Genomic DNA, 19,793 nt, shown 5'->3' on the forward strand with positions numbered 1-19,793 from the left:
TTTTAACCTAAATTCGTTAGGTGGTCATGCCCTTGTTCTAACTATTTTTTATCTTTAACCGCTATTTCAATCCCGATGAAAACCCTCCCGCAGGAGAGTCACGGCTAACAACAAAGTACTATGAAAGTATCAACAACCAGCTTCCCAAGCGTTTTTGAGACCGCATTCGGAAACACAGAAAACTCAAGTAAGGACCTTCTCAATGGATTAAAAATTAAAAAAGACGATACCTGGTACCTGGTGGGCAACCTGGCCAAAAGAGGTGGTATCAATCCGGGCAGGGTCACCAATGCGGCTCCGTCGGAAGAGGACTATGAAATATTATTCAAAGCGGCTTTGTTGAATACTATTGATAAAGTACAGCAACCTATTGCATTAACTGTTGGCTTCCCTTTCTCTACCTACAACATTTACAAAACGGCTGCCGAGCAGTTCCTGAGTAAAAGACATTTCCTGATTGACTACGATACACAAACATACAATACCAAAGGCTCTTTCAAAAAAGCCATGTTTGATATTGAAAAGTATGAAGTGATCCCTGAAATTGTGGGTGGTATTATTGGATTAAAGAAAACCATTAATGAGCCTCAGCTGGATAACTTCATCGCTATCAGCTTTGGCTTTGGTACCATTGAAGGTGGCATGGCTACCGGCGATGGTTTGATTCACCGTACCTGTTTCAGTTCGCATGGTATTCGTTATGCTATTAACAACCTTACCCGTGAGTTGAACCAGAAACATTACCTGGAAATGAAAAACGAGCACCAGGTAGATGATGCCTTTATGAAAGGCTCCATCTTTACCAACCGCAAGCGCATTGATCTGCGTGACATGCGTAAAGGTGTGCTGACGCAATATTATAAAGAGGTGGTATCCCCGCTGATGCGTAGTTATTTCACCGACCTGGATTTTGAAACCTGCGAAAAAATTTACCTGATGGGTGGTGGCGCTCACTATCGTGAACTGACAGATGCATTTGTAGAAGAGTTCCGCGATTTCATCCCGGTGGAGGTAGCTCCCGAGCCGGAAAAACTGATGAGTATCGGCTATCTCTACAACTCACTGAGGATTTCCGATAATAAGCCGCAACGGAGTGTAGGATTAGACCTGGGCAACTCCAGCTCTATCATTTCTACCTTTGATGATCAGGTACAACACGCCCCAACTATCACACCTAATCCGAATATAAACCCGAATCCTGTCACCCTCTAACTCTAACGCGTGATCAACGTCAGACATTTTTTCCGAAATATAATTGTACCCGGAGCTTTCCGTATCCCTAAAACCGTATCCGTAAATGGCAGTATTGACGCCTCTGTTTCCGGACGGATTGATGGTCATGTGCGGGGCGATGTAAAAACCAGCGGCAAGCTGGTAGTGAGTGAAACGGCAAGTATACGTGGCCATATTTATGCTACAGACCTGGTAGTACACGGAAAAGTGTATGGCGATGTTTACATCAGTAACAAAGCCCATATCAGCAACAAAGCGCTGGTGAAAGGCGACGTGAACGCGATGGTACTTGAGATTGAAGAAGGAGCGGTAGTAGAAGGCGCGATCCGTAAAAATGTACCACCTGTACCAAAAAACGAACCGCATCACATTGCCGGCGATACAGAAGAAGTAAAAACGGCTGCACCTGCCGCATTAGCGGCACCTCCGGAGGAAGAAGAACAAAACACCAGTTGGTTCTGATCTCCCTGCCTTGCCAACAGATATCTTATCAGAAGGGCTGTTTCTATCAAAGAAACAGCCCTTCATCATTTAGTTTATCCCCCTTTAAAACGCCGTTTAATACCGCGGCTTTTTCAGGGGATCGAGTAACTGAGATAACCCATTCATTTTAATTACCAGCATTGTTTCCAGGAGCATGCCTAACTTCCCCTGTGGGAATCCTTTACGCTGAAACCATTCCAGGTAACTCACCGGCAGGTCGCAAAGCACTACATCTTTATACTTTCCAAAAGGCATTTTCATCACTACCAACTGTTGCAATAACGCCGGATCAGGCTGTGTCATCTCCATAAATGCTGATTTAAGTTGAAGCACGAATTTAAATTATAAATCGGTTTTCGCACGCTTCTTCGTATTTTGTACCTGCACAAAAAAAGATCCCGGATGAAAAATTACCTGTTCCCTCTACTGGCTATCTCCTTTGCCAGCTGTGTGCAGCCCGGCGGCAAAATCAGTCTTGCCAATGCCAATACGGTAGTAGTAAAGGAACTCTTTGAAGCATTTAACGACCACGACTGGTCCCGGATGGCCGCCTGTTATAAAGATACAGCCACTTTCCTGGATCCTTCCCTCGGACTGCAACCGGTGCAACGTACCCATGCGCAAACCATCCAGAAGTACCGCGAATTGCAGCAAATATTTCCGGATGTACATGATGAAGTGCAGGCGATATACGGCGATAAAAATCATATCACTGTTGAATTTTTATCGACGGGCACGGGGCCTGATGGCAAAAAATGGCAACTCCCTATCTGCACAGTATTTACAGTGGAAGACGGTAAGATAACAAGAGACAATACCTACTACGATAACAGCCACTGATTATCTTTTCAGCAATCCTGCGTTATCGAGTGCCGTAGAAACCTTTGCAGCAAAGGCTTTGGCGAAAGACTCCAGGCTATTCGGATTATATGTTTCTGATTGTCCGGACCACACCAGTTTACCATCCTGTGAAAGATCATATAAATTACTTTCCAAGAAATAGGTTTTATCAGTGGTATAATACCCAGGGGAATATACGGAGTTGTACATATAACCATAGTATCCCCAGAAGCGGCCATACCAGCCGAAAGCCGGATAAGGCGCATACACGCTGCCTGGCACATACCTGGACTCTGATTCTTTGTTTACCAATGACACCGTTAAGACGGAGGTATATCCGGCGGCTCTCATCTTATCAGCGGTAGCGGCTTTATCTGCTTCATTGCGGGGATCGAATTTCGGCGGGAAATAACCCAGGCCGCTGGCGGCTACCACACCATGTCTTTTCAGGGCATCTACCATCCTGCCTTCTACCATTTGCTGCACATCCAGCTTTGACGTTACAGCCACTACCAACATGTTATGAAATCCGTCTGCCGGAGCCTCCGGCGCTTTCCAGGTACCGGTCATATTCACGGTGGTACCACATGCACCCAGTAGGCATAAAGCGCCTATCAGCGCTGCGTTGATGATTGCTTTCATAATAGTTATTTTTTGCTTACACCACCAGGAAAACACGCGAAGCTTATAAAAGGTTCGTTAAGCCGAAAGCATAAAGCCGAAAGCAAAAAGCGATTGTAGCGAATATTAATACGCTACAATCGCTTTTTGCTTTCGGCTTTATGCTTTTTGCTTTACCGACTATTACCGGGTGTTTACCGGAAAAGCATGGCAGCCCGCCTCTCTCCTCTTCATACGGCCTGAGAGCGCTGCTACATTTGTATCAAACAGCGTACAGATGCTCACAACAACACTATCACTGCTATCCATTTATCTGACCATATTACACCTGATCTATCATCAGGCAACCAGTCATACCACTTTATTTCCTTTCAACAATGGCAACCACGTGGCCATACGGGAACGCATGGGCGATATGCTGCTTTCTTTACTGTTTTTCTTTCTGCCATTACCTGCTATATTATTGCACAGTCGTATATGGTTGAGCGTAACCACCTTCCTTACCGGTTTTTCTCTTGTGGAAGAATGGCATACCTGGCGTGAATTGTATGGCTGGAGTACGGAAAAAGCCTGGCAACAAACCGCACTATTGGCTATTCGCCGTTAGTACTCATACGACGGGCACAGGCCACCCTATAAAATTCATATCCCTTCTCAGCCCGTTGCGGCAGGTAACGTTGCCGGTAGTCTTCCGCTCCCAGGTCTTCGGTTAATACAAAATCAAAGGCCCGCAACCATTCAGGTAATGCAGCGGGATCAAAACCAAATGTCCATCGCTCCTCCAACGAGGCCACATCCTTCAATAATTTCTCTCCTCCATAAAAGGCCGCTGGTTCATCCAGCACCTGTTGATGCACATAAGTAAAGATCACGGTAGAACCAGGCGCAAAGCGCTTTAAAAAGGAGAAAGTATTGTCTATCGCTTCCTTGTCCAGGTAGTTGGTAACCCCTTCCCAGATAATGGCGGTTGGCAGGGTAAAGTCAAAGTGATGAAGGGCACTCAGTTGATCCAGGCTTTGTTTGTTGAAGTCGATCTGGTAATAGTGTACACGGGTCGTCACTTTATGTGCCCGTAGTTTGGCCAGTTTATATGCCGCTGTGTTGGGATGATCTATTTCTACCACTTTTATATCTTCCAGGAAGGCTAAACGCAGACCACGCGTATCAAAGCCGGCGCCGAGGATAAATACCTGTTGTGCACCGCCGGCGACAGCCTCTTGCAAAAGATCGTCAATATATTTCGTACGGGCGATACCGGAGGACAATGCTCCTGGTATTTTTTTCCGGATAATGCTTTCGGCGATGGCTCTCCAGCCTGGAATGCGGCATAACCACACGCCGGTTTTCAATCCGTTGTCGAGAAACCAGGTGGCAAAGCGGTCGGTGAAGAGTCGTTCGTTTTTTGGGCGGGTAGTTTCCAATGCTCTGAAAAGGGCCATGTATTGGGCTGTTCTACTCGTCAGGTTAGCTTTCATGGAGGATGTTTTATTTGGGACGATCCGTTTCGAAAAATAAATTTAAATAAAAAACAGGGACTCCTGTGGATGTTGGGTGAAGTGATATGCGTTTACAGACGGGCGCTTTAGCTTTATACGAGGAAAAGAAAAGGCTCTTCCGGATCTATTTTGCAATAATTTCAAAAAATTACATAATTTTAGAAAAAAATCTAAATCGCATAGCAAAAATGAGCCACCCATTAAATATTGACAAATTAGACCTACAGATCATCTCCGAGATGTCAACCGATGCCGGGATCTCTTATGCCGAATTAGGAAAGAAGCTATTTGTTTCCGGCGGTACTATTCATGTGCGTATTAAGAAGCTGCATGAGATGGGCGTGATCAAGGGTACCCGTTTACAGGTAAACCTGCGTGCTATTGGTTATGATGTGCTGGCCTTTATTGGTATTTACCTGGAGAAGAGTTCCCTGTATGAAAGTGTAGCCAGGCAATTATTAAAAATTCCGCAGATTGTGCGGTTAAACTATACTACCGGTTCTTATAGCATGTTTGCAGAAATTATTTGCAGAGACAGTGGAGAATTGCGGAAAATTTTACAGGACGACCTACAGCATATCAAAGGTATAGAGCGGACAGAAACCATTATATCGCTGGAAGAAAGTTTCTCACGGCCGATTAATGTAAGTGAAGTAATATAATTAGCTGTCAGCTTTTAGCCATTAGCTTTTAGCAAAAATGCAGCGGAGATATAAGCGTAAATATTATTTTACTTTGCTTATATCTCCGCTGCATTTTTGCTAAAAGCTAATGGCTAAAAGCTAACAGCTATTCCTGCGCCAGCTTCCGCGCATCGCGGGTGCCGGCGTACAGTTCGTATTCAAGGAGGCGACAGTCGATGGTACTGTTGTAAAATTCTATTCTGCGTTTGGCTTTCAGCCCGATTTTCTTGGCCAGTTCCAGGTTACCGGTAAATACGTAGCCATGATAGCCACCGCATTTTTGTTTCATGAAATCACCAATGCGACCGTAGGTTTCTTCCAGTGCTTCGATTTCACCTAAGCGCAGCCCGTATTCAGGATTCATATATACCACGCCAGCAGCGCCTTCCGGCACTTCTGTGCTGGCAAAATCGCATACACGGAATTCAATCATATCTTCTACGCCGGCGGCTTTTGCGTTTTTGCGGGCGTTAACGATGGCCATGTCACTGAGATCTGTGGCGATAATGCGCAAACCGGGTACCTCCGTGATCTGTTTTTCCAACAGGCCTCTTTCTTTGAGGTATACATCTTCCATAAAACCCTGCAGGTGCATGAAGGCGTAATTATCGCGGAACAATCCCGGGCGGCTGTTAGTGGCTATCAGCGCGGCTTCTATAGCCACGGTGCCGGAGCCGCACATCGGGTTGATGAACGGGCTTTTGCGGTCCCATTTGGTAGCCAGGATAGTGGAGGCAGCCAGTGCTTCCAACATCGGTGCACGGCCGGGTATTTTACGATAGCCGTGGCGGGCCAGTGAATCGCCGGAGGTATCTATGAATATTTCTGCCTTTTCATTTTTCCAGAACAGGTGAATAACAGCGCCGGTCAGCTCCGCGCCCGTGGAAGGACGTTTGCCGGTTTTAGCCCGCATACGGTCTACTATGGCATCTTTCACACGCAGGTTGGCAAACATGCTGTTGTTGATCGATTCATTCTGCACGTTGCTGGTAATGGAGAAGTAACCATCATCCGGCAGGATGGTTTCCCATGGATAAGTATGCAACTGGCTGTATATTTCATCGCCATCCAGCGCCTCAAATTGTTTCAGGCTATAGAGTACCTGGCTGGCGCAGCGCAGGTTCAGATTAAGGCGGATACATTCATTGAGAGAGGCATTCAACCGTACGCCGGTAACGAATGTTTCTTCCACAGCAAATCCCAGGTCTTTCACTTCCTGTTCCAGGAAGGGTGTCAAGCGTTTGTTACAGGTGATTGTAACGATTCCCTTTGTTGTATATAATGACATAAGGCGGCAAATTTACCATTCTTTATGATAATCGCCTTGTATTCCTTATTTTACCGGGCACACTTACATCCCATACTCGTATGCGACATTATATTTCTCTGCTTTGGATGATGGTATTGTACATACCGCTCCAGGCCCAGGTAAAGGCCACGCTGATCCGCAATCAACTGATTATGCCGAAGCCGGTAACACCGTCCAGTCATGCTTCTACCATCGTTGCCCTGCCGGATGGCCGGTTAATGAGCGCCTGGTTTGGCGGCAAGCAAGAAGGTAATAAAGACGTGGTGATCTGGAGCTCCGTTTATGAAAACCAGCAGTGGCAGCCACCGGTGCAAATGGCGGATGGTATTATCAACGATCAACTCCGGTATCCCTGTTGGAACCCGGTATTATTCTGTACCAGGGCTGGCTTGCTTTGCCTGTTTTATAAAGTAGGACCTAATCCACGGGAGTGGTGGGGCATGGCCCGCTACAGCAGCGACAATGGCAAAAGCTGGTCATCTCCCGAAAAACTACCAGACGGTATACTGGGGCCTATTAAAAACAAATGTATACAGTTGGCGGATGGGCGCTTGTTACACCCTTCCAGTACTGAAAGTGTGAAAGGTAATATCTGGGCATCGCATATGGAGATCAGCGATAGCACCGGGCATCAATGGAAAACAGTTCCTGTTCCCAGCGATACTTTTGGGGTGATTCAGCCCACTGTTATTCATCATGCAGATGGACGTTTGCAGGCGTTGTTCCGCAGTCGCCAGAACGTAATTGCCAATAGCTGGTCGGATAACAACGGCGCCAGCTGGAGTACCGTGACCGGCTTATCTTTACTGAATCCTAATTCTGGTATTGATGCGGTGACCCGGCCTGACGGCTTACAGGTGCTGGTGTACAACCCGGCTATCAGTGGTAAGGACTGGTCTAATGGGCGCAATGAGCTACGGGTGGCTGTTTCAACAGATGGTCTTTTATGGAAAGATGTGTATGTGCTGGAAAAACATAAAGGCGGCGAATACAGCTATCCTGCTATAATCGCCACCGCAGATGATTTGGTGCATATTACGTATACCGATGACCGGAAGAATATCCGGGCCGTTACCTTGCAACTGAAATAATCAGTTCCATATTTCATTGGCAGCCGTTAATATCACGGGGTCCTGGTCGGTAACTACAATAGTATGTTCGTGCTGGGCTACAAAGCCGCCTTTATTTCCTATCAGTGTCCAGCCGTCATTGCTTTGATTGGCGAAAGAGGAGCTGGTAGAAATAAAGGTTTCTATAGCCACTACCGCGTTTTTTTTGAAGCGGGTTCTGTTAAAGCGCACATAGCAATTGAGGATATCGTCCGGGGCCTCGTGCAGGCTTCTGCCAACGCCATGTCCGGCGAGATTACGGATGACGGTATATCCTGATTTCCGGGCTTCCGTTTCAATCAGTTTACCTACGTCGGCTACACGGGTACCGGTTTTAATATGATGAATGGCTTTGTGTAAAATCGCTTTGGAAGCATCTACCAGGGCCTGATGTTGATGAATATCTTCTCCCAATACAAAAGATCCGCCGTTATCAGACCAGTATCCCTCCAGTTCTGCAGATACATCGATGTTCACCAGGTCGCCTTCCTGTAATACTTTTTTTTCTGAAGGAATACCATGCGCAATTTCATTATTGATGCTGATACAGGTCCATCCGGGAAAGCCATAAGTCAGGCGGGGAGCTGATTTAGCACCGAGCTTTTTCAATATTTCTCCGCCATATTCATCCACTTCCCGGGCCGTCATACCCGGGCGGGCATAATGTCTCATTTCCTTCAGCGTGATGGCTACCGCATCGCTCACTCTTTTCATGCCACTCAATTCAGCTTCTGTAGTTATTGACATATCTTTTTTTGTTAAATGTACGAAAATAGCAGTTAGCCATTAGGTGTTAGCTTTTAGTGAAATGCAGCGAAGATTAACATATGAGATTTTTCACTGCATTTCACTAAAAGCTAACACCTAATGGCTAAAAGCTTACTGGATATATTTCGGCGGCACTTCATCTGTCAACCAAACGCCGTTGGCCGACAGGTAGAAGGGAATCCCATCCCGGTGCATTTGTCCGCTATGGATGGTTAGTATTTTAGCCACCCCTCTCCTGTTACCTACATTTTCGGCGGTACCCAGGTTTTCGGAGAGATGTACATGATGACGGTTCATTCTTTGCAACCCGTTTGTCCGGATGTCTTTCATGAATTTATGTACCGTGCCATGATAAAGAAATTCCGGCGGCGTGGCCTGCGGGAGGTCCAACGCTACTTCGATGGAATGTCCCTGGTTAGCACGGATGCGGGTTTTATTTTCATTGAAGCAAAGCGCTGCTTATCATTTTCCGCCACCACTATTTCCAGTTCTGCAAAGGTGAAAGGACGGCCATGAATTTTGCATTGTTGCAGCAGGGTGGCTACATCTGCCCAGCCATGGTCGTCGAGTGTCAGTTCTATTGTTTCAGGACTATGCCGGAGCACCAGGCTCAGGAATTTACTGATTGATTTTAGGTTCATGTTATTTCAATTGATCCCTTGCAGTCATGAGCGCATAGCCTAACAGGTTATGTCCTCTCCACTGCAAAGGGTTTGCTGCGTGTTCATTTGTAGCAGCCATACCAATGCCCCAGATGCGGTCCAATGGGCTGGCTTCTACGAGTACACGATCGCTTGTGTTTAATAAAAAAGTTTTCAGTGCCGGGTGTTGCGAGAACTTATGATAATTCCCGGCAACCACCAGGTCAAATTTATGGGCGTCCCAGGCGGCGGCGTCAAAATTTTTCACCTGCCGGCCCAGCTTTTTCGCCTGTGCGGGAGATCCTGCCTGTAATATTTTTTCGAAGGTGGCCTGGTCTCCGAACAGTTTCGCTTTCCCCGCCATCATCCAGTGTTCTGCTGTTGCGTAAGTATGCTGATCTACTTTAAATGCCGCCGGCCACCACTGACTAAAGCAGCTCTGGGTTACACTACCGTCGGCAGCTGCGCGGTGGCCCCAGAAAAACAGGAATTTTATCTTCTCTTTAGCTTCATACTTTGCGATGAGCCATTGGTTATTATACGGCATGCGGTGTAAATTTATTGATGAAAGCATTGAGGTTATGGCGGTGTTCTGATGTATCATACACGGCAAAAACCACTTTTTCAAACGCATTTTTAAACGCGTCATTTTCCAGGATATGCTGTGCGAACCAGTTGGCTATTTCTGCCGGATTGTTGCGAAACACGCCACAGCCCCAGGCTCCGAGGATGATGGTGGTTTGCTTGTTCGCTACTGCCACCGATAATACCTTTTCAATCCTGGCCAGCATCACGCTTTCTATTTCGTGTAGGCGGTGCCGTTCGTTGTTCTTTACCGCTCCTGCGTTGGCGGCTGGCGCAGTAATGATAGACACCAGGTAAGGTTCATCCAGCACTATATCCCGGTCGTCTCTGAACACAGGTACCAGTGGGGAATAAATCATGTTATCAGTATACAAACAGGTATTGTTGGCACGGTTAATATCGTACATGGCCCGTTTGGAAATCAGCGAAGCATACAATCCACTGGCCCTGGCCAATGCTTCTTCCTGCGCCTGTGCACCTCCGAGGAATCCACCTCCCGGATTTTTAGCAGAAGCAAAGTTGAGGCAGCAAACATTGGTACGGCCTTCTTCTACGATCAACCTGCGTGCTGCGGCAAAGGTGGTTTCATTGGTAACCGTGATATCAATGGGTTGAACCGGCGCTGATTGCAGCAACTGATCTCTCTGTGTAAGTACTTTATCAAAATCCGCGAGGCGGTAGTGAACGGTATTGGCAACGGTATATCGCAATGCAGCGCTGATGTCTACAGATATTTGTTGTTGGTTTTGATAGCAGCCCGCTTCTATTATATCCAGGGTCTCGTATGCGATCACCGCTCTGTGGCTTTTTTTCATATCGTTTTAGTTGTTATCAGGATTACGGGATATTAAATTGGGGTTAACGATTCCATAATAACTGAAGGGTCAAAAAATTTGTTTACGTCAATCTGACGCAAAGTAAAGAAATATTTATTTATCCACCATATTTTTTTTCGGAAGATGAGCAAAGCGGTCAGGAAAATTGAGCGGCGAGTGGGTGGCAGATGGCGTTGGCGAAGAAAAAGGTATAAAATACAAACGGCGTTTTCCGTGAAGAAAACGCCGTGGTCTGCATCATGTTATATCAATACTACTTACCTGGTGCTGGTGCTGGGGTGTCCGGCCAGCGTGCAGTATCGCCGCCACAACCACAATCTACCCCTACCGGCTTCAGGGCTGCCGCGGCGTTGAGCAACGAATCCAGGCCACGAATATCTTTCGCATTTTTAGTATCTACTGCTTTCAGGGAAAAGCCCGTGCCTTCCAGTTGTTGTGTGAAACGATTAAAGGCATCTTTATCGGATGGTGCCAGTGTAACATTCACCTGTTGACTCAGGCTGGTTTCGAAAACAGTGGTTCCAAAAAGCAGCGCATCTTCAGATTCATCCGCAGCAATAACATAAGCTTTCCGCCGCTGTGGCAAAGGGATCTGGCCATCAGGTGTTAAAAAGTAGTATTCATTGTTGTTGGCTTCATGTAACACCCCAAACAAATAAACTTTATCCTGTGGAATGACCATAAATACTTTTGTGTTTTCAGTGATAGTTCCTGTTATACGCACTGTCAGCATACTTTTCACGTATTCAGGTTTACCATCCAGCAGCAGGTCTATATTAAACCATCCAAAAGTATTTATCTCAAAATTATAATAGCTATTGTAGGTAACACTTTCTGCTGGCCGTACCTTGAAGCCAGGACCATTTTCAAGGGGAAGCGTGTCCCTGTTCTGTACCGTCACCGACTTGCCATTATCCAGCAACAAAGAATCTTTTTGGTGTTGTAGTTTTTTTAAAACACGCAGGTAAGCAGCGCAACTGTCTACTGCATGTCCTGCGCGCTCATAGCCCGCGAGGTCTATCCGCTTGCTTTCATTTTCGATATATGCCAGCAGTTCATGCATAGGTGCGCCCTTCAGGCCCGGATATAAAGTCATAGCGACTTTATTGTATTCTTCAAACAATTGATTGGCATAACAATCCCCCCTGGCCATCACCGCCGCATTATTGACAATATAATCTTCCAGCCATTGAAAGGAATGACGGGCAGTTGTGTGAAGCAATGCAGGACCGGTGAGCCTTTTATCAATAGCATGACAAGGACTGCAATTTTGCTGGAATATCGTTTGTCCTGCACTTAAAAGAGCTGTTTCCTCATCCGGTACCAGGTCCTGCGGATCTGTCCAGTTGATGCTGCTATCCTTTGTATATTCCCCCTTAAAGAGCTGCATACCCTTGGTAATAAAAGGCGCAGGCAATTTAACCCCTATTGGCTTCACAACGGCGGCATCCAATTTGTTGATCGGCGCTATATAAATCATACCACCGCTACTGAGTGGTTGCCCGTTACTCCGGGTATATAGTCCAGCCCTCACTATGTCAGCAATGGTATAGGCTTCTTTTACTTCCAGTGCTACGGTATGCCCGGTTGTAGTATTGATTGCACCCGCTTTGATATAGATACTGGCTCCCTTAGTGGTTTTTAGCACTGTATCGGTCCTGGTATCAATATTGAAAAACTGGGAGGGTAATAAATGTGTATGGGAGGATGGTACTTCGCTACGGTTATTACAGGCCATGCAACCCAGTAACAAGAGGCAATACAGCAGGTACTTGGTCATAGATAGAGATATTCAGGATATAAAGATACGTCCCCTCTGCCGGTTTACTTTTGGGCATTCTGCACTTTTTTATCTTGATTAAAAAAAAACGTATAACCTGCAGGGTTAGTGTTAACTTAATAGTAGCTAAACCCATTGCATGAAGTTTACTTTACTATTGCCTGTTGTACTGCTGACAGCTACAATGAATAGCTATGGGCAGTTGGCCGTTACCCCGGAAAACATTGTTATCCATCCGGGTGCCACGTTGGCGGTAAAGGATACTGCTTTAAGAATTAAAGTCAGAGAATGGTGTACGCAGCAAATGAATGCAACGACCTGGAAAAACGTCCCGGCACATCCATCATCTGTTTATTTTCCCGGGCCGGTAAAAGCCGGAGCTACACCTGTTACGCGTACTATTCATCTACAACATAAAAAAATACCTGGTAGTTATATGCCGGCGTTGTCGCGGTTGGAATTCTCCAGCGCCCTGACCACCTGGAATCTATACAGTACAGGTTTGTACGCGCCAGCCGGACAAGTAATTACCATTGAGCTACCGGCCGCATTGAAGCACCGGCATATAGAAGTACAGGTGGGCTGTCATACTGATTACCTGGGTTACTGGATGGCCTGGGAAGAAGACTGGCGTCGCATGCCCTACGTGGTAAAGCGGGTTGCACTGGACAATGCCACCATCAAATTAACCAGCAGGTTTGGCGGGCTGATTTATATTTCGGCTAACCCGGTGGACACCGCCTGGGAGGCTGACTTCAAGATTAGTGGCGCTATTGAATCACCGTTGTTTGTGCTGGGCAAAACCACTAAAGCTGAATGGCAGGAACAGTTAAAAAATAATAAAGCACCCTGGGGAGAACTGATGTCGGATAAAATGATCCTGAGTTTACCGGATAGTGTGCTGCAAAAGGTGCAACATCCTGATTCCATCATGAACTTATGGAACCTGATTGTAGGCGGAGAAATGGAGCTGGCGCAATTGCCGGAACAGGCTTATCGTCCGCAGCGAATGGTGATAGATGAACACATTGCCGGTGGTGCATTACATGCGGGTTATCCTATTATGGCGCACCACTCTCCCAGTACTGGTCAGCTCACGGCTGACGTGATGATTAATCCGGGCCAGCTATTGGTACCGAGTAAAGGTGGCGCCAACTGGGGCTTCTTCCATGAGATAGGGCATAATATGCAGAACATCGACTGGGTATTTGGCGGCACTACCGAAGTAAGCTGCAATTTCTTTTCGCTGTATATGTTTGACAGGCTGGTAGGCGGCCGTGATGGTGCTCACCCGGGTATCTCGAATGAAAATACTACCCTCCTGATGCAACAGTACTTTAAAAATGGCGCCAAATATGAAGCCTGGCAGCAAGAGCCCTTCCTGGGATTGATCATGTTCCGCCAGTTACAGGAAGCCTTTGGCTGGGAAGCGTTCAAAACCTTTTTCCGCCGCTACCAGGCGTTCGCACGAAAAGACCCGGATGGCAACTACGCCAAAAAAGAGGAAGACAAACGCGACCTGTGGGCCAAAACATTTTCGGAAGTTACGGGCAGGAATATGGCCCCTTTCTTTGAAGCCTGGGGTATCCCCATCAGCAGCGGCGTGAAAACGGAGCTAAGCCACCTTCCTGGCTGGATGCCTTACAACTTTCCACCACGACATTCATATTAGCTATATCCTACCTAAGGCCATCGGTAAACATCGGTGGCCATTTTTTTGTTAACATAGTACACCTTCTAAAAATGTCATGCTATGCAGGTATTAATTGTATTAACATCGCACAGTGAACTGGGTAATACCGGCCACAAAACAGGATTCTGGATAGAAGAATTTGCAGCGCCCTATTATGTACTGGCAGATGCCGGTGCGGATATCACCATTGCCTCTCCTAAAGGTGGTCAGCCGCCCATAGATCCTAAAAGCGAACTACCTGAATTCCAGACGGCAGATACCACCCGTTTTAAACAGGATGAGGCACTGCAAAAAAAACTGGCGCATACTGTGAAGCTCAACGAAGTAGATGCCGCAGATTATGATGCTGTGTTTTATCCTGGTGGTCATGGTCCGCTGTGGGACCTCGCCGGCGATCCCAGTTCCATTGCCCTGATCGAAGCATTTTACCAGCAGCACAAGCCCATCGCATTTGTATGCCACGCACCGGCTGCATTGGTAAAGGTGAAAGATGCCAATGGAGTTCCGGTAGTAAAAGGAAAAGAAGTCACCGGCTTTAGCAATACAGAAGAAGAAGCCGTACAATTGACCAACGTAGTGCCGTTCCTGTTAGAAGATGAATTGAAAAAGCTGGGCGGTATCTACAGCAAGGGAAAAGACTGGCACCCTTATGCGTTGAAAGACGGATTACTGATCACCGGACAGAACCCTGCATCATCGGCTGAAGTAGCCAGGATATTAATGGAAACACTGGCGTAGCAAAAGCCTTATCAATATTATTTCCTGCTATAATTTTTTCCCGGGAATGATTATCTTTCTTCCCTGTTGAATCCTGTGGTACAGGACACCTGGTTCTTACTGTAAATCATTCCACGATTATGGAGCATTTTAACATTGCACGCCGCCGCTTTCTGAAAGGGGCTACGGCCTCCCTCGCATTAGCAGCTATAGGCGCCAGCGCACTCGATTTTATTAACCCGGACAAGCCTTATCGTGTAGCCCTTATTGGTACCGGCTGGTACGGCAAAAGCGATTTATTTCGCCTTATCCAGGTAGCACCGGTACAGGTGGTGGCCTTATGTGATGTAGACAAGCAAATGTTGCAGGCGGCAGGTGATATGGTCCGCAAGCGACAGGCATCCGGCGCCACGCCGAAGCTATACACAGACTATCGCAAATTATTAGCCGAGAATGAGCTGGATATTGTACTGGTAGGCACACCGGATCACTGGCATGCCCTGCAAACCATTGCCGCACTACAGTCGGGTGCACATGTGTATGTACAAAAGCCCATCAGTGTGGATGTGATAGAGGGAGAAGCCATGGTAGCCGCAGCCCGGAAATATAACCGGGTAGTACAGGTAGGTACCCAACGAAAAAGTACCCCTCATCTTATAGAAGCGAAAAAGAACATTGTAGATGCCGGCTTACTGGGGAAGATATCGCATGTAGAAATGTGTTGTTACTACCATATGCGGAATAACGGTAACCCACCCATACAGGCCGTACCGGAATACTTCGACTATGAAATGTGGACGGGCCCTGCTCCGCTCCGTCCTTTTGACGGATTGCCTCATGTGCGCTGGTGGCGCACTTTCATGGAATATGGTAATGGCATTATGGGCGATATGTGTATCCATATGTTCGACACTGTCCGCTGGATGTTACAACTGGGCTGGCCTAAGCGCATCAGCTCTACCGGTGGTATCTACGTACAAAAAGAAGGCAAATCCAATATTACTGATACGCAGTCCGCCATTTTTGAATACGATGGCCTCAACTGCATATGGCAACACCGCACCTGGGGCACGCCGGCCGACCCCAAATATCCGTGGGCATTTAAATTGTATGGGGAGAAAGGTACGCTCGCGGCCAGTACCATGTCTTACGACTTTATCCCGGAAGGGAATGGCCCCCCTGTTCACCGGGATGTAGTTTATGAGAAGGAAAAATATCCGGAAGACCTTACTGAACCTGCTATTGAGCTGAATGCAGCACCTGCTACCCGTCTGCATATGCTTAATTTCCTGGGCGCCATTAAAAATGGTGGCCGGCCAGTGGCTGATATTGAAGAAGGTCATATCTCCACTGCCAGTTGCATCCTGGCCAATATCTCCCTGCAAACCGGCCGGCCAGTGGTATATGACCCGCAAAAACGAATTATTACCGGCGATCCTGCTGCCACAGCATTGTTACAACGCCCCTATCGCGGGCCCTGGGAACATCCGCAGGTATAAGCATCCCTTTAGATAAGGCATGTTATTCTTATCCTGATTTAATATGTTTTGTTATTATAAGTACACTTATTATATTTACACTTATAAATAATTACTTACTTCAAAAAAACATATTTTATGTGGTCACAATCTCACACCATCGTTACAAAAGAAGCTACCAAAGAACAAATGTGGAAACTGTTTGCAGACGTCAATAACTGGCATACCTGGGATAACGGTATCGAATATGCGAAAATGGACGGTCAGTTTGAACAGGGCAACTACTTCCTGTTAAAACCGAAAAACGGACCCAAAGTGAAGATCCAGTTATGGGAAACTATTCCCAACAAAAAATTCGTGGACCTCACCCGCTTTCCATTGGCTAAAATGTATGGGGAGCATACGTTTGAAGAAACACCGGAAGGATTGAAAGTAACAGTTACGATGACGGTATCAGGTGTATTAGGGTTTTTATGGAAGAAAATAGTTGCACAGGATATTGTGGATCACTTACCGGAAGAAATGGAAAACCAGGTGCGTGTGGCCAGCAAACTATAGTTATTTTTACAGGAAAAATAAGGGAAGATGAAAAAAGAAGATAATGCCTTTAGCGTACAATCAGCGGAGGAAAGCCCTGGTTTCCTGTTGTGGCAGGTAACCAGTTTATGGCAAAGAGAGATCCGGAAAGCCCTGGAAAAATATGACCTTACGCATTCCCAGTTTGTGCTGCTGGCCAGTGTCATGTGGCTTACCCAGCAGCACGAACCGGTTACGCAAATACTGCTTTCCGCTCATTCCAAAATAGATCCCATGACTACGTCTACGGTACTACGTACCCTGCAAACAAAGGGCTTGCTGGAAAGGCGGGAACATGCTACGGACACTCGCGCCAAAACAGTAGCGCTGACGGCTGCGGGAGAAAAGGTAACGCGGCAAGCCATCAAAGTGGTAGAACAATTTGATAAAGATTTCTTTGAGCCGCTGGGTGCAAAAACGGGCGAGTTTAATCGCAAACTACGGGTGCTGCTGGGACAATAAGAGAATATAACTATCGTATAGTATTCCCCGTTATACATGGCATTTCCACTGTTATGATGCATAACACGTCCATGAAGCACACCTCAAAACAGAAAACGGAATCAGTATAACAGTCCTGTACCTCCCTGTAAGAGCGGGTTACCCGGGTTCAGCATCCCTGTACGGCCCAGCCATTTCATCACGATCTGCATCCAGCCCTCTGCGGGCAACTTCAGTACAAAACCGTGGTCGCCTTCCGGGTAGATATGCATTTCAGCCGGAACGTGCTGGTGGCGTAACGCCTGGTAAAACAGTAAGGAGTTATCTACGTCCACAACTTTATCGTCGCCGGTATGGAACAGTATGGTAGGTGGTGTTTGTGGTGTCACCTGCCGGTCGTTGGAATAATATTTAACAGTGAGTTCATCCGGATGTTCGCCCAGCAAACGTTTCCGGGAGCCGGGATGAGAGAGGTTCTTTTCCATGCTGATCACGGGATATACCAGGATCATAAAATCCGGGCGCAGGTTGAGTCCTGCGTTGGCTGCCAGCACGGGGCGATCAAAATGAGTACCGACAGTAGACGCCAGGTGGCCGCCAGCAGAAAAACCCATAATACCTACACGGCTGCTGTCGATGTTCCATTCTTTCACGTGTGCACGAATGAGTTTTATGGCTTCCTGTGCATCCTGCAAAGGACCGCTGCTTTTATCGAGCATGATATTATCAGACGGGAGGCGGTATTTCAGTACAAAGGCCGCGATGCCTTGTTTCACAAAGTATTCCGCATAATTTAATCCTTCTTTTTGCAGCACTACCCCATAATAGGCGCCACCAGGGCAAATTAATACAGCCGTACCCGTAGCTTTTTCTTTGGGTGGTATAAATGCGGTGAGCGTTGGCACACTGGTACGCAGGCGGGTGTTTTCCTTGTCGGTAATTTCTTCATCCGGTGTAGCAATGCCTCCGGGTGGTAAACCGGGGTATAAGGGCATCACCGTTTGTGCATGGGATAACAAGCTAACAAAGCTGAGCAGGGAAATAAGAAAAGCACGCATAGTATAATTATTGGCAGTAATAGTAATATAATAAAAAGTCTATAAAGTTATGTCATGGGTTGCCGAATAATATTTCAATTCGATCAGGTTGTTAGGCAATGGCCGGCTATTCCAGGCGGAATGGATAGCGAGTGCAGCTCCCATGGCGGAGGCCTGCGCCATAGATGCAGCAAAGATTTCTATCTCCGGAAAAAACATGGCCAGCAAATTCATATAAATCACATTTTTACTGAATCCACCGTCCACGAATATACGTTTCACCGGCGCACCATTGAGTACTCTTTGTGTAGCAATATATTGTTCGTTGGCAATATCCAGCATCAACTGGTGATAGGCTTCCGTATCGGAAGAAAACGTATGCAGTTCTCTTTGCCCGAATACAGAGGCTTCAGACAACTGTGGGTCAGGCTTTCGTAGCAGGTGGTCTTGCTGATTACGTTCTTTCAGTTGCCGGATAATATTCCCATCGAAAGCGATGTTGCGATAGTGACCGGGATGTTGATTAAAATGTGCGGCGATCCTTTTTACCTGTTGTTCATGTTCATAGCCGGCAAACAAGCGGGAAGCCTTTACGGGTTTGCCCTGGAAGGTGAGGTAGCATAAGCAGTCGGCAGCCAGTTCTTCTTCCGTGAGTGGCGTATCATTAAACGGATGTAAACTAATGCACCAGGTACCGGTAGAAATCAATACGAATTGTTCATGGAAATTCAGGAGGTAAGGAATCAATGCTGCGGAGCTATCGTGTAAACCCGTGCCAACGGCGTAGTTGTTGCCCGGAAAAGCAGCAGGCATCACGGCAGTAGACGACAAAAGAGGCGCCAGCTTTTCCAGCGCCCCCTCCTTTATTAACCACGTATGATAAGCCTGTTGTTGAAAGTCCCATAAATTGGTATGGCAACCGATGCTGGTAATATCCGCGCAAGCTACGCCCGACAACAGATAGCTCATATACTGCGGCAAATGCAGCGCATACTTAACCTGCTGGTAAATGGCCGGCTGCGTGTATTTCAGCCGGTACAACTGCATGCCGGAGTTGAGGCTGCCCAATACCGGCGAAGCAGTTTGTATGGAGAAGTTTTTTTCTCCGCCATATGCTTGATAAAACTGCTCCCTTAATGCAGCAGGATATTCTTTCAGATAGTTGTATAGCGGTGTCAATGGGCGCCCTTCTTCATCAATGTAAACCAAGCTGGCACCATAGGTCGAAAAGTTAATCGCTTTGATCACGATATCTTTTCTGCGGAATACTTCTCTCAAAGAATCAAATACAGAAAGACGAAGGCTTTCCAGGTTTTCACAGGGCGCGCCATCTTCATCCACGGTTTCCGTAAAACGGGCGGTCCGCTCAAAGACAAGCTGGTACTGCTCATCAAAGAGAAACAATTTCTTGTTTGTTTTACCAACATCAAAGATGGCTATAACGGGAATTTCACTCATAGCTATTTT

General features: G+C 46.8%; 23 protein-coding genes. 11 read left to right on the forward strand and 12 right to left on the reverse strand.

What is annotated here, in order from left to right; all coding sequences use genetic code 11:
• The first annotated feature begins 120 nt into the window (after nt 1–120).
• Nucleotides 121–1,212, forward strand: coding sequence for a ParM/StbA family protein (locus tag J7623_RS21500; RefSeq protein WP_291924247.1), 1,092 nt, complete (start codon nt 121–123; stop codon nt 1,210–1,212).
• Nucleotides 1,213–1,221: 9 nt separating this feature from the next.
• Nucleotides 1,222–1,695, forward strand: coding sequence for a polymer-forming cytoskeletal protein (locus tag J7623_RS21505; RefSeq protein ID WP_291924248.1), 474 nt, complete (start codon nt 1,222–1,224; stop codon nt 1,693–1,695).
• 96 nt (nt 1,696–1,791) lie between these two features.
• On the opposite strand, the gene J7623_RS21510 is transcribed toward J7623_RS21505, so the two are convergent.
• Nucleotides 1,792–2,025: a DUF3820 family protein gene (locus tag J7623_RS21510; RefSeq protein WP_291924249.1), complete on the reverse strand. Its 234-nt coding sequence runs from the start codon at nt 2,023–2,025 to the stop codon at nt 1,792–1,794.
• Nucleotides 2,026–2,118: 93 nt separating this feature from the next.
• Between J7623_RS21510 and J7623_RS21515 the strand changes: the two genes are divergently transcribed.
• Nucleotides 2,119–2,556, forward strand: a complete 438-nt coding sequence (locus J7623_RS21515; protein ID WP_291924250.1) for a nuclear transport factor 2 family protein — start codon at nt 2,119–2,121, stop codon at nt 2,554–2,556.
• Here the strand turns inward: J7623_RS21515 and J7623_RS21520 are convergent, their stop codons facing one another.
• Complete coding sequence (locus J7623_RS21520; protein ID WP_291924252.1) at nt 2,557–3,198, reverse strand: hypothetical protein; 642 nt, start codon at nt 3,196–3,198, stop codon at nt 2,557–2,559. It abuts the gene before it with no gap.
• 256 nt (nt 3,199–3,454) lie between these two features.
• Between J7623_RS21520 and J7623_RS21525 the strand changes: the two genes are divergently transcribed.
• On the forward strand, nt 3,455–3,784 hold the full coding sequence (locus J7623_RS21525) for a hypothetical protein (protein WP_291924254.1): 330 nt from the start codon (nt 3,455–3,457) through the stop codon (nt 3,782–3,784).
• Here the strand turns inward: J7623_RS21525 and J7623_RS21530 are convergent.
• Nucleotides 3,771–4,652: an SAM-dependent methyltransferase gene (locus J7623_RS21530; protein ID WP_291924256.1), complete on the reverse strand. Its 882-nt coding sequence runs from the start codon at nt 4,650–4,652 to the stop codon at nt 3,771–3,773. The genes J7623_RS21525 and J7623_RS21530 overlap by 14 nt on opposite strands.
• Before the next feature lie 209 nt (nt 4,653–4,861).
• On the opposite strand from J7623_RS21530, the gene J7623_RS21535 reads away from it, so the two are divergent.
• Nucleotides 4,862–5,335: an Lrp/AsnC ligand binding domain-containing protein gene (locus tag J7623_RS21535; RefSeq protein ID WP_291924258.1), complete on the forward strand. Its 474-nt coding sequence runs from the start codon at nt 4,862–4,864 to the stop codon at nt 5,333–5,335.
• A gap of 127 nt (nt 5,336–5,462) precedes the next feature.
• On the opposite strand, the gene J7623_RS21540 is transcribed toward J7623_RS21535, so the two are convergent.
• Complete coding sequence (locus J7623_RS21540; RefSeq protein WP_291924259.1) at nt 5,463–6,644, reverse strand: class I SAM-dependent RNA methyltransferase; 1,182 nt, start codon at nt 6,642–6,644, stop codon at nt 5,463–5,465.
• Between the two features lie 80 nt (nt 6,645–6,724).
• Here J7623_RS21540 and J7623_RS21545 point away from each other — a divergent pair, with 80 nt between their 5' ends.
• Complete coding sequence (locus J7623_RS21545) at nt 6,725–7,756, forward strand: sialidase family protein (RefSeq protein ID WP_291924260.1); 1,032 nt, start codon at nt 6,725–6,727, stop codon at nt 7,754–7,756.
• Here J7623_RS21545 and map read toward each other — a convergent pair whose 3' ends face one another.
• The 6 genes from map to J7623_RS21575 all read right to left on the reverse strand — a co-directional run bounded on the left by map (nt 7,757) and on the right by J7623_RS21575 (nt 12,384).
• Entirely contained in the window at nt 7,757–8,521 is a 765-nt protein-coding gene (gene map, locus J7623_RS21550; protein WP_291924262.1) for a type I methionyl aminopeptidase, read from the reverse strand.
• A gap of 132 nt (nt 8,522–8,653) precedes the next feature.
• Nucleotides 8,654–8,932: an RNA 2'-phosphotransferase gene (locus J7623_RS21555; protein ID WP_291924264.1), complete on the reverse strand. Its 279-nt coding sequence runs from the start codon at nt 8,930–8,932 to the stop codon at nt 8,654–8,656.
• Nucleotides 8,933–8,934: 2 nt separating this feature from the next.
• Nucleotides 8,935–9,183, reverse strand: coding sequence for an RNA 2'-phosphotransferase (locus J7623_RS21560; RefSeq protein ID WP_291924265.1), 249 nt, complete (start codon nt 9,181–9,183; stop codon nt 8,935–8,937).
• 1 nt (nt 9,184) lies between these two features.
• Nucleotides 9,185–9,730: an NADAR family protein gene (locus J7623_RS21565; protein ID WP_291924266.1), complete on the reverse strand. Its 546-nt coding sequence runs from the start codon at nt 9,728–9,730 to the stop codon at nt 9,185–9,187.
• Entirely contained in the window at nt 9,720–10,583 is an 864-nt protein-coding gene (locus tag J7623_RS21570) for a TIGR02452 family protein (RefSeq protein WP_291924268.1), read from the reverse strand. Before J7623_RS21570 ends, J7623_RS21565 begins: the two co-directional genes overlap by 11 nt.
• 274 nt (nt 10,584–10,857) lie before the next feature.
• Nucleotides 10,858–12,384 carry a cytochrome c gene (locus J7623_RS21575; protein ID WP_291924270.1) on the reverse strand — a complete coding sequence of 509 codons (1,527 nt, stop codon included), beginning with the start codon at nt 12,382–12,384 and terminating at the stop codon, nt 10,858–10,860.
• A 139-nt stretch (nt 12,385–12,523) separates the two neighbouring features.
• Between J7623_RS21575 and J7623_RS21580 the strand changes: the two genes are divergently transcribed.
• The 5 genes from J7623_RS21580 to J7623_RS21600 all read left to right on the forward strand — a co-directional run bounded on the left by J7623_RS21580 (nt 12,524) and on the right by J7623_RS21600 (nt 17,310).
• On the forward strand, nt 12,524–14,056 hold the full coding sequence (locus tag J7623_RS21580) for a M60 family metallopeptidase (protein ID WP_291924271.1): 1,533 nt from the start codon (nt 12,524–12,526) through the stop codon (nt 14,054–14,056).
• Between the two features lie 81 nt (nt 14,057–14,137).
• Nucleotides 14,138–14,815 carry a type 1 glutamine amidotransferase domain-containing protein gene (locus J7623_RS21585; RefSeq protein ID WP_291924273.1) on the forward strand — a complete coding sequence of 226 codons (678 nt, stop codon included), beginning with the start codon at nt 14,138–14,140 and terminating at the stop codon, nt 14,813–14,815.
• Between the two features lie 119 nt (nt 14,816–14,934).
• Complete coding sequence (locus J7623_RS21590) at nt 14,935–16,293, forward strand: Gfo/Idh/MocA family oxidoreductase (RefSeq protein ID WP_291924275.1); 1,359 nt, start codon at nt 14,935–14,937, stop codon at nt 16,291–16,293.
• 117 nt (nt 16,294–16,410) lie between these two features.
• Nucleotides 16,411–16,830, forward strand: coding sequence for an SRPBCC family protein (locus J7623_RS21595; RefSeq protein ID WP_291924277.1), 420 nt, complete (start codon nt 16,411–16,413; stop codon nt 16,828–16,830).
• 27 nt (nt 16,831–16,857) lie between these two features.
• Nucleotides 16,858–17,310, forward strand: a complete 453-nt coding sequence (locus J7623_RS21600; protein WP_291924279.1) for a MarR family transcriptional regulator — start codon at nt 16,858–16,860, stop codon at nt 17,308–17,310.
• 101 nt (nt 17,311–17,411) lie between these two features.
• Here the strand turns inward: J7623_RS21600 and J7623_RS21605 are convergent, their stop codons facing one another.
• Nucleotides 17,412–18,347 carry an alpha/beta hydrolase gene (locus J7623_RS21605; protein WP_291924280.1) on the reverse strand — a complete coding sequence of 312 codons (936 nt, stop codon included), beginning with the start codon at nt 18,345–18,347 and terminating at the stop codon, nt 17,412–17,414.
• Nucleotides 18,348–18,386: 39 nt separating this feature from the next.
• Complete coding sequence (locus J7623_RS21610) at nt 18,387–19,784, reverse strand: FGGY family carbohydrate kinase (protein ID WP_291924282.1); 1,398 nt, start codon at nt 19,782–19,784, stop codon at nt 18,387–18,389.
• Between the last annotated feature and the right edge of the window lie 9 nt (nt 19,785–19,793).

This window comes from Chitinophaga sp. (assembly GCF_017745275.1).
In the GTDB taxonomy this organism is placed as follows: Bacteria; Bacteroidota; Bacteroidia; order Chitinophagales; family Chitinophagaceae; genus Chitinophaga.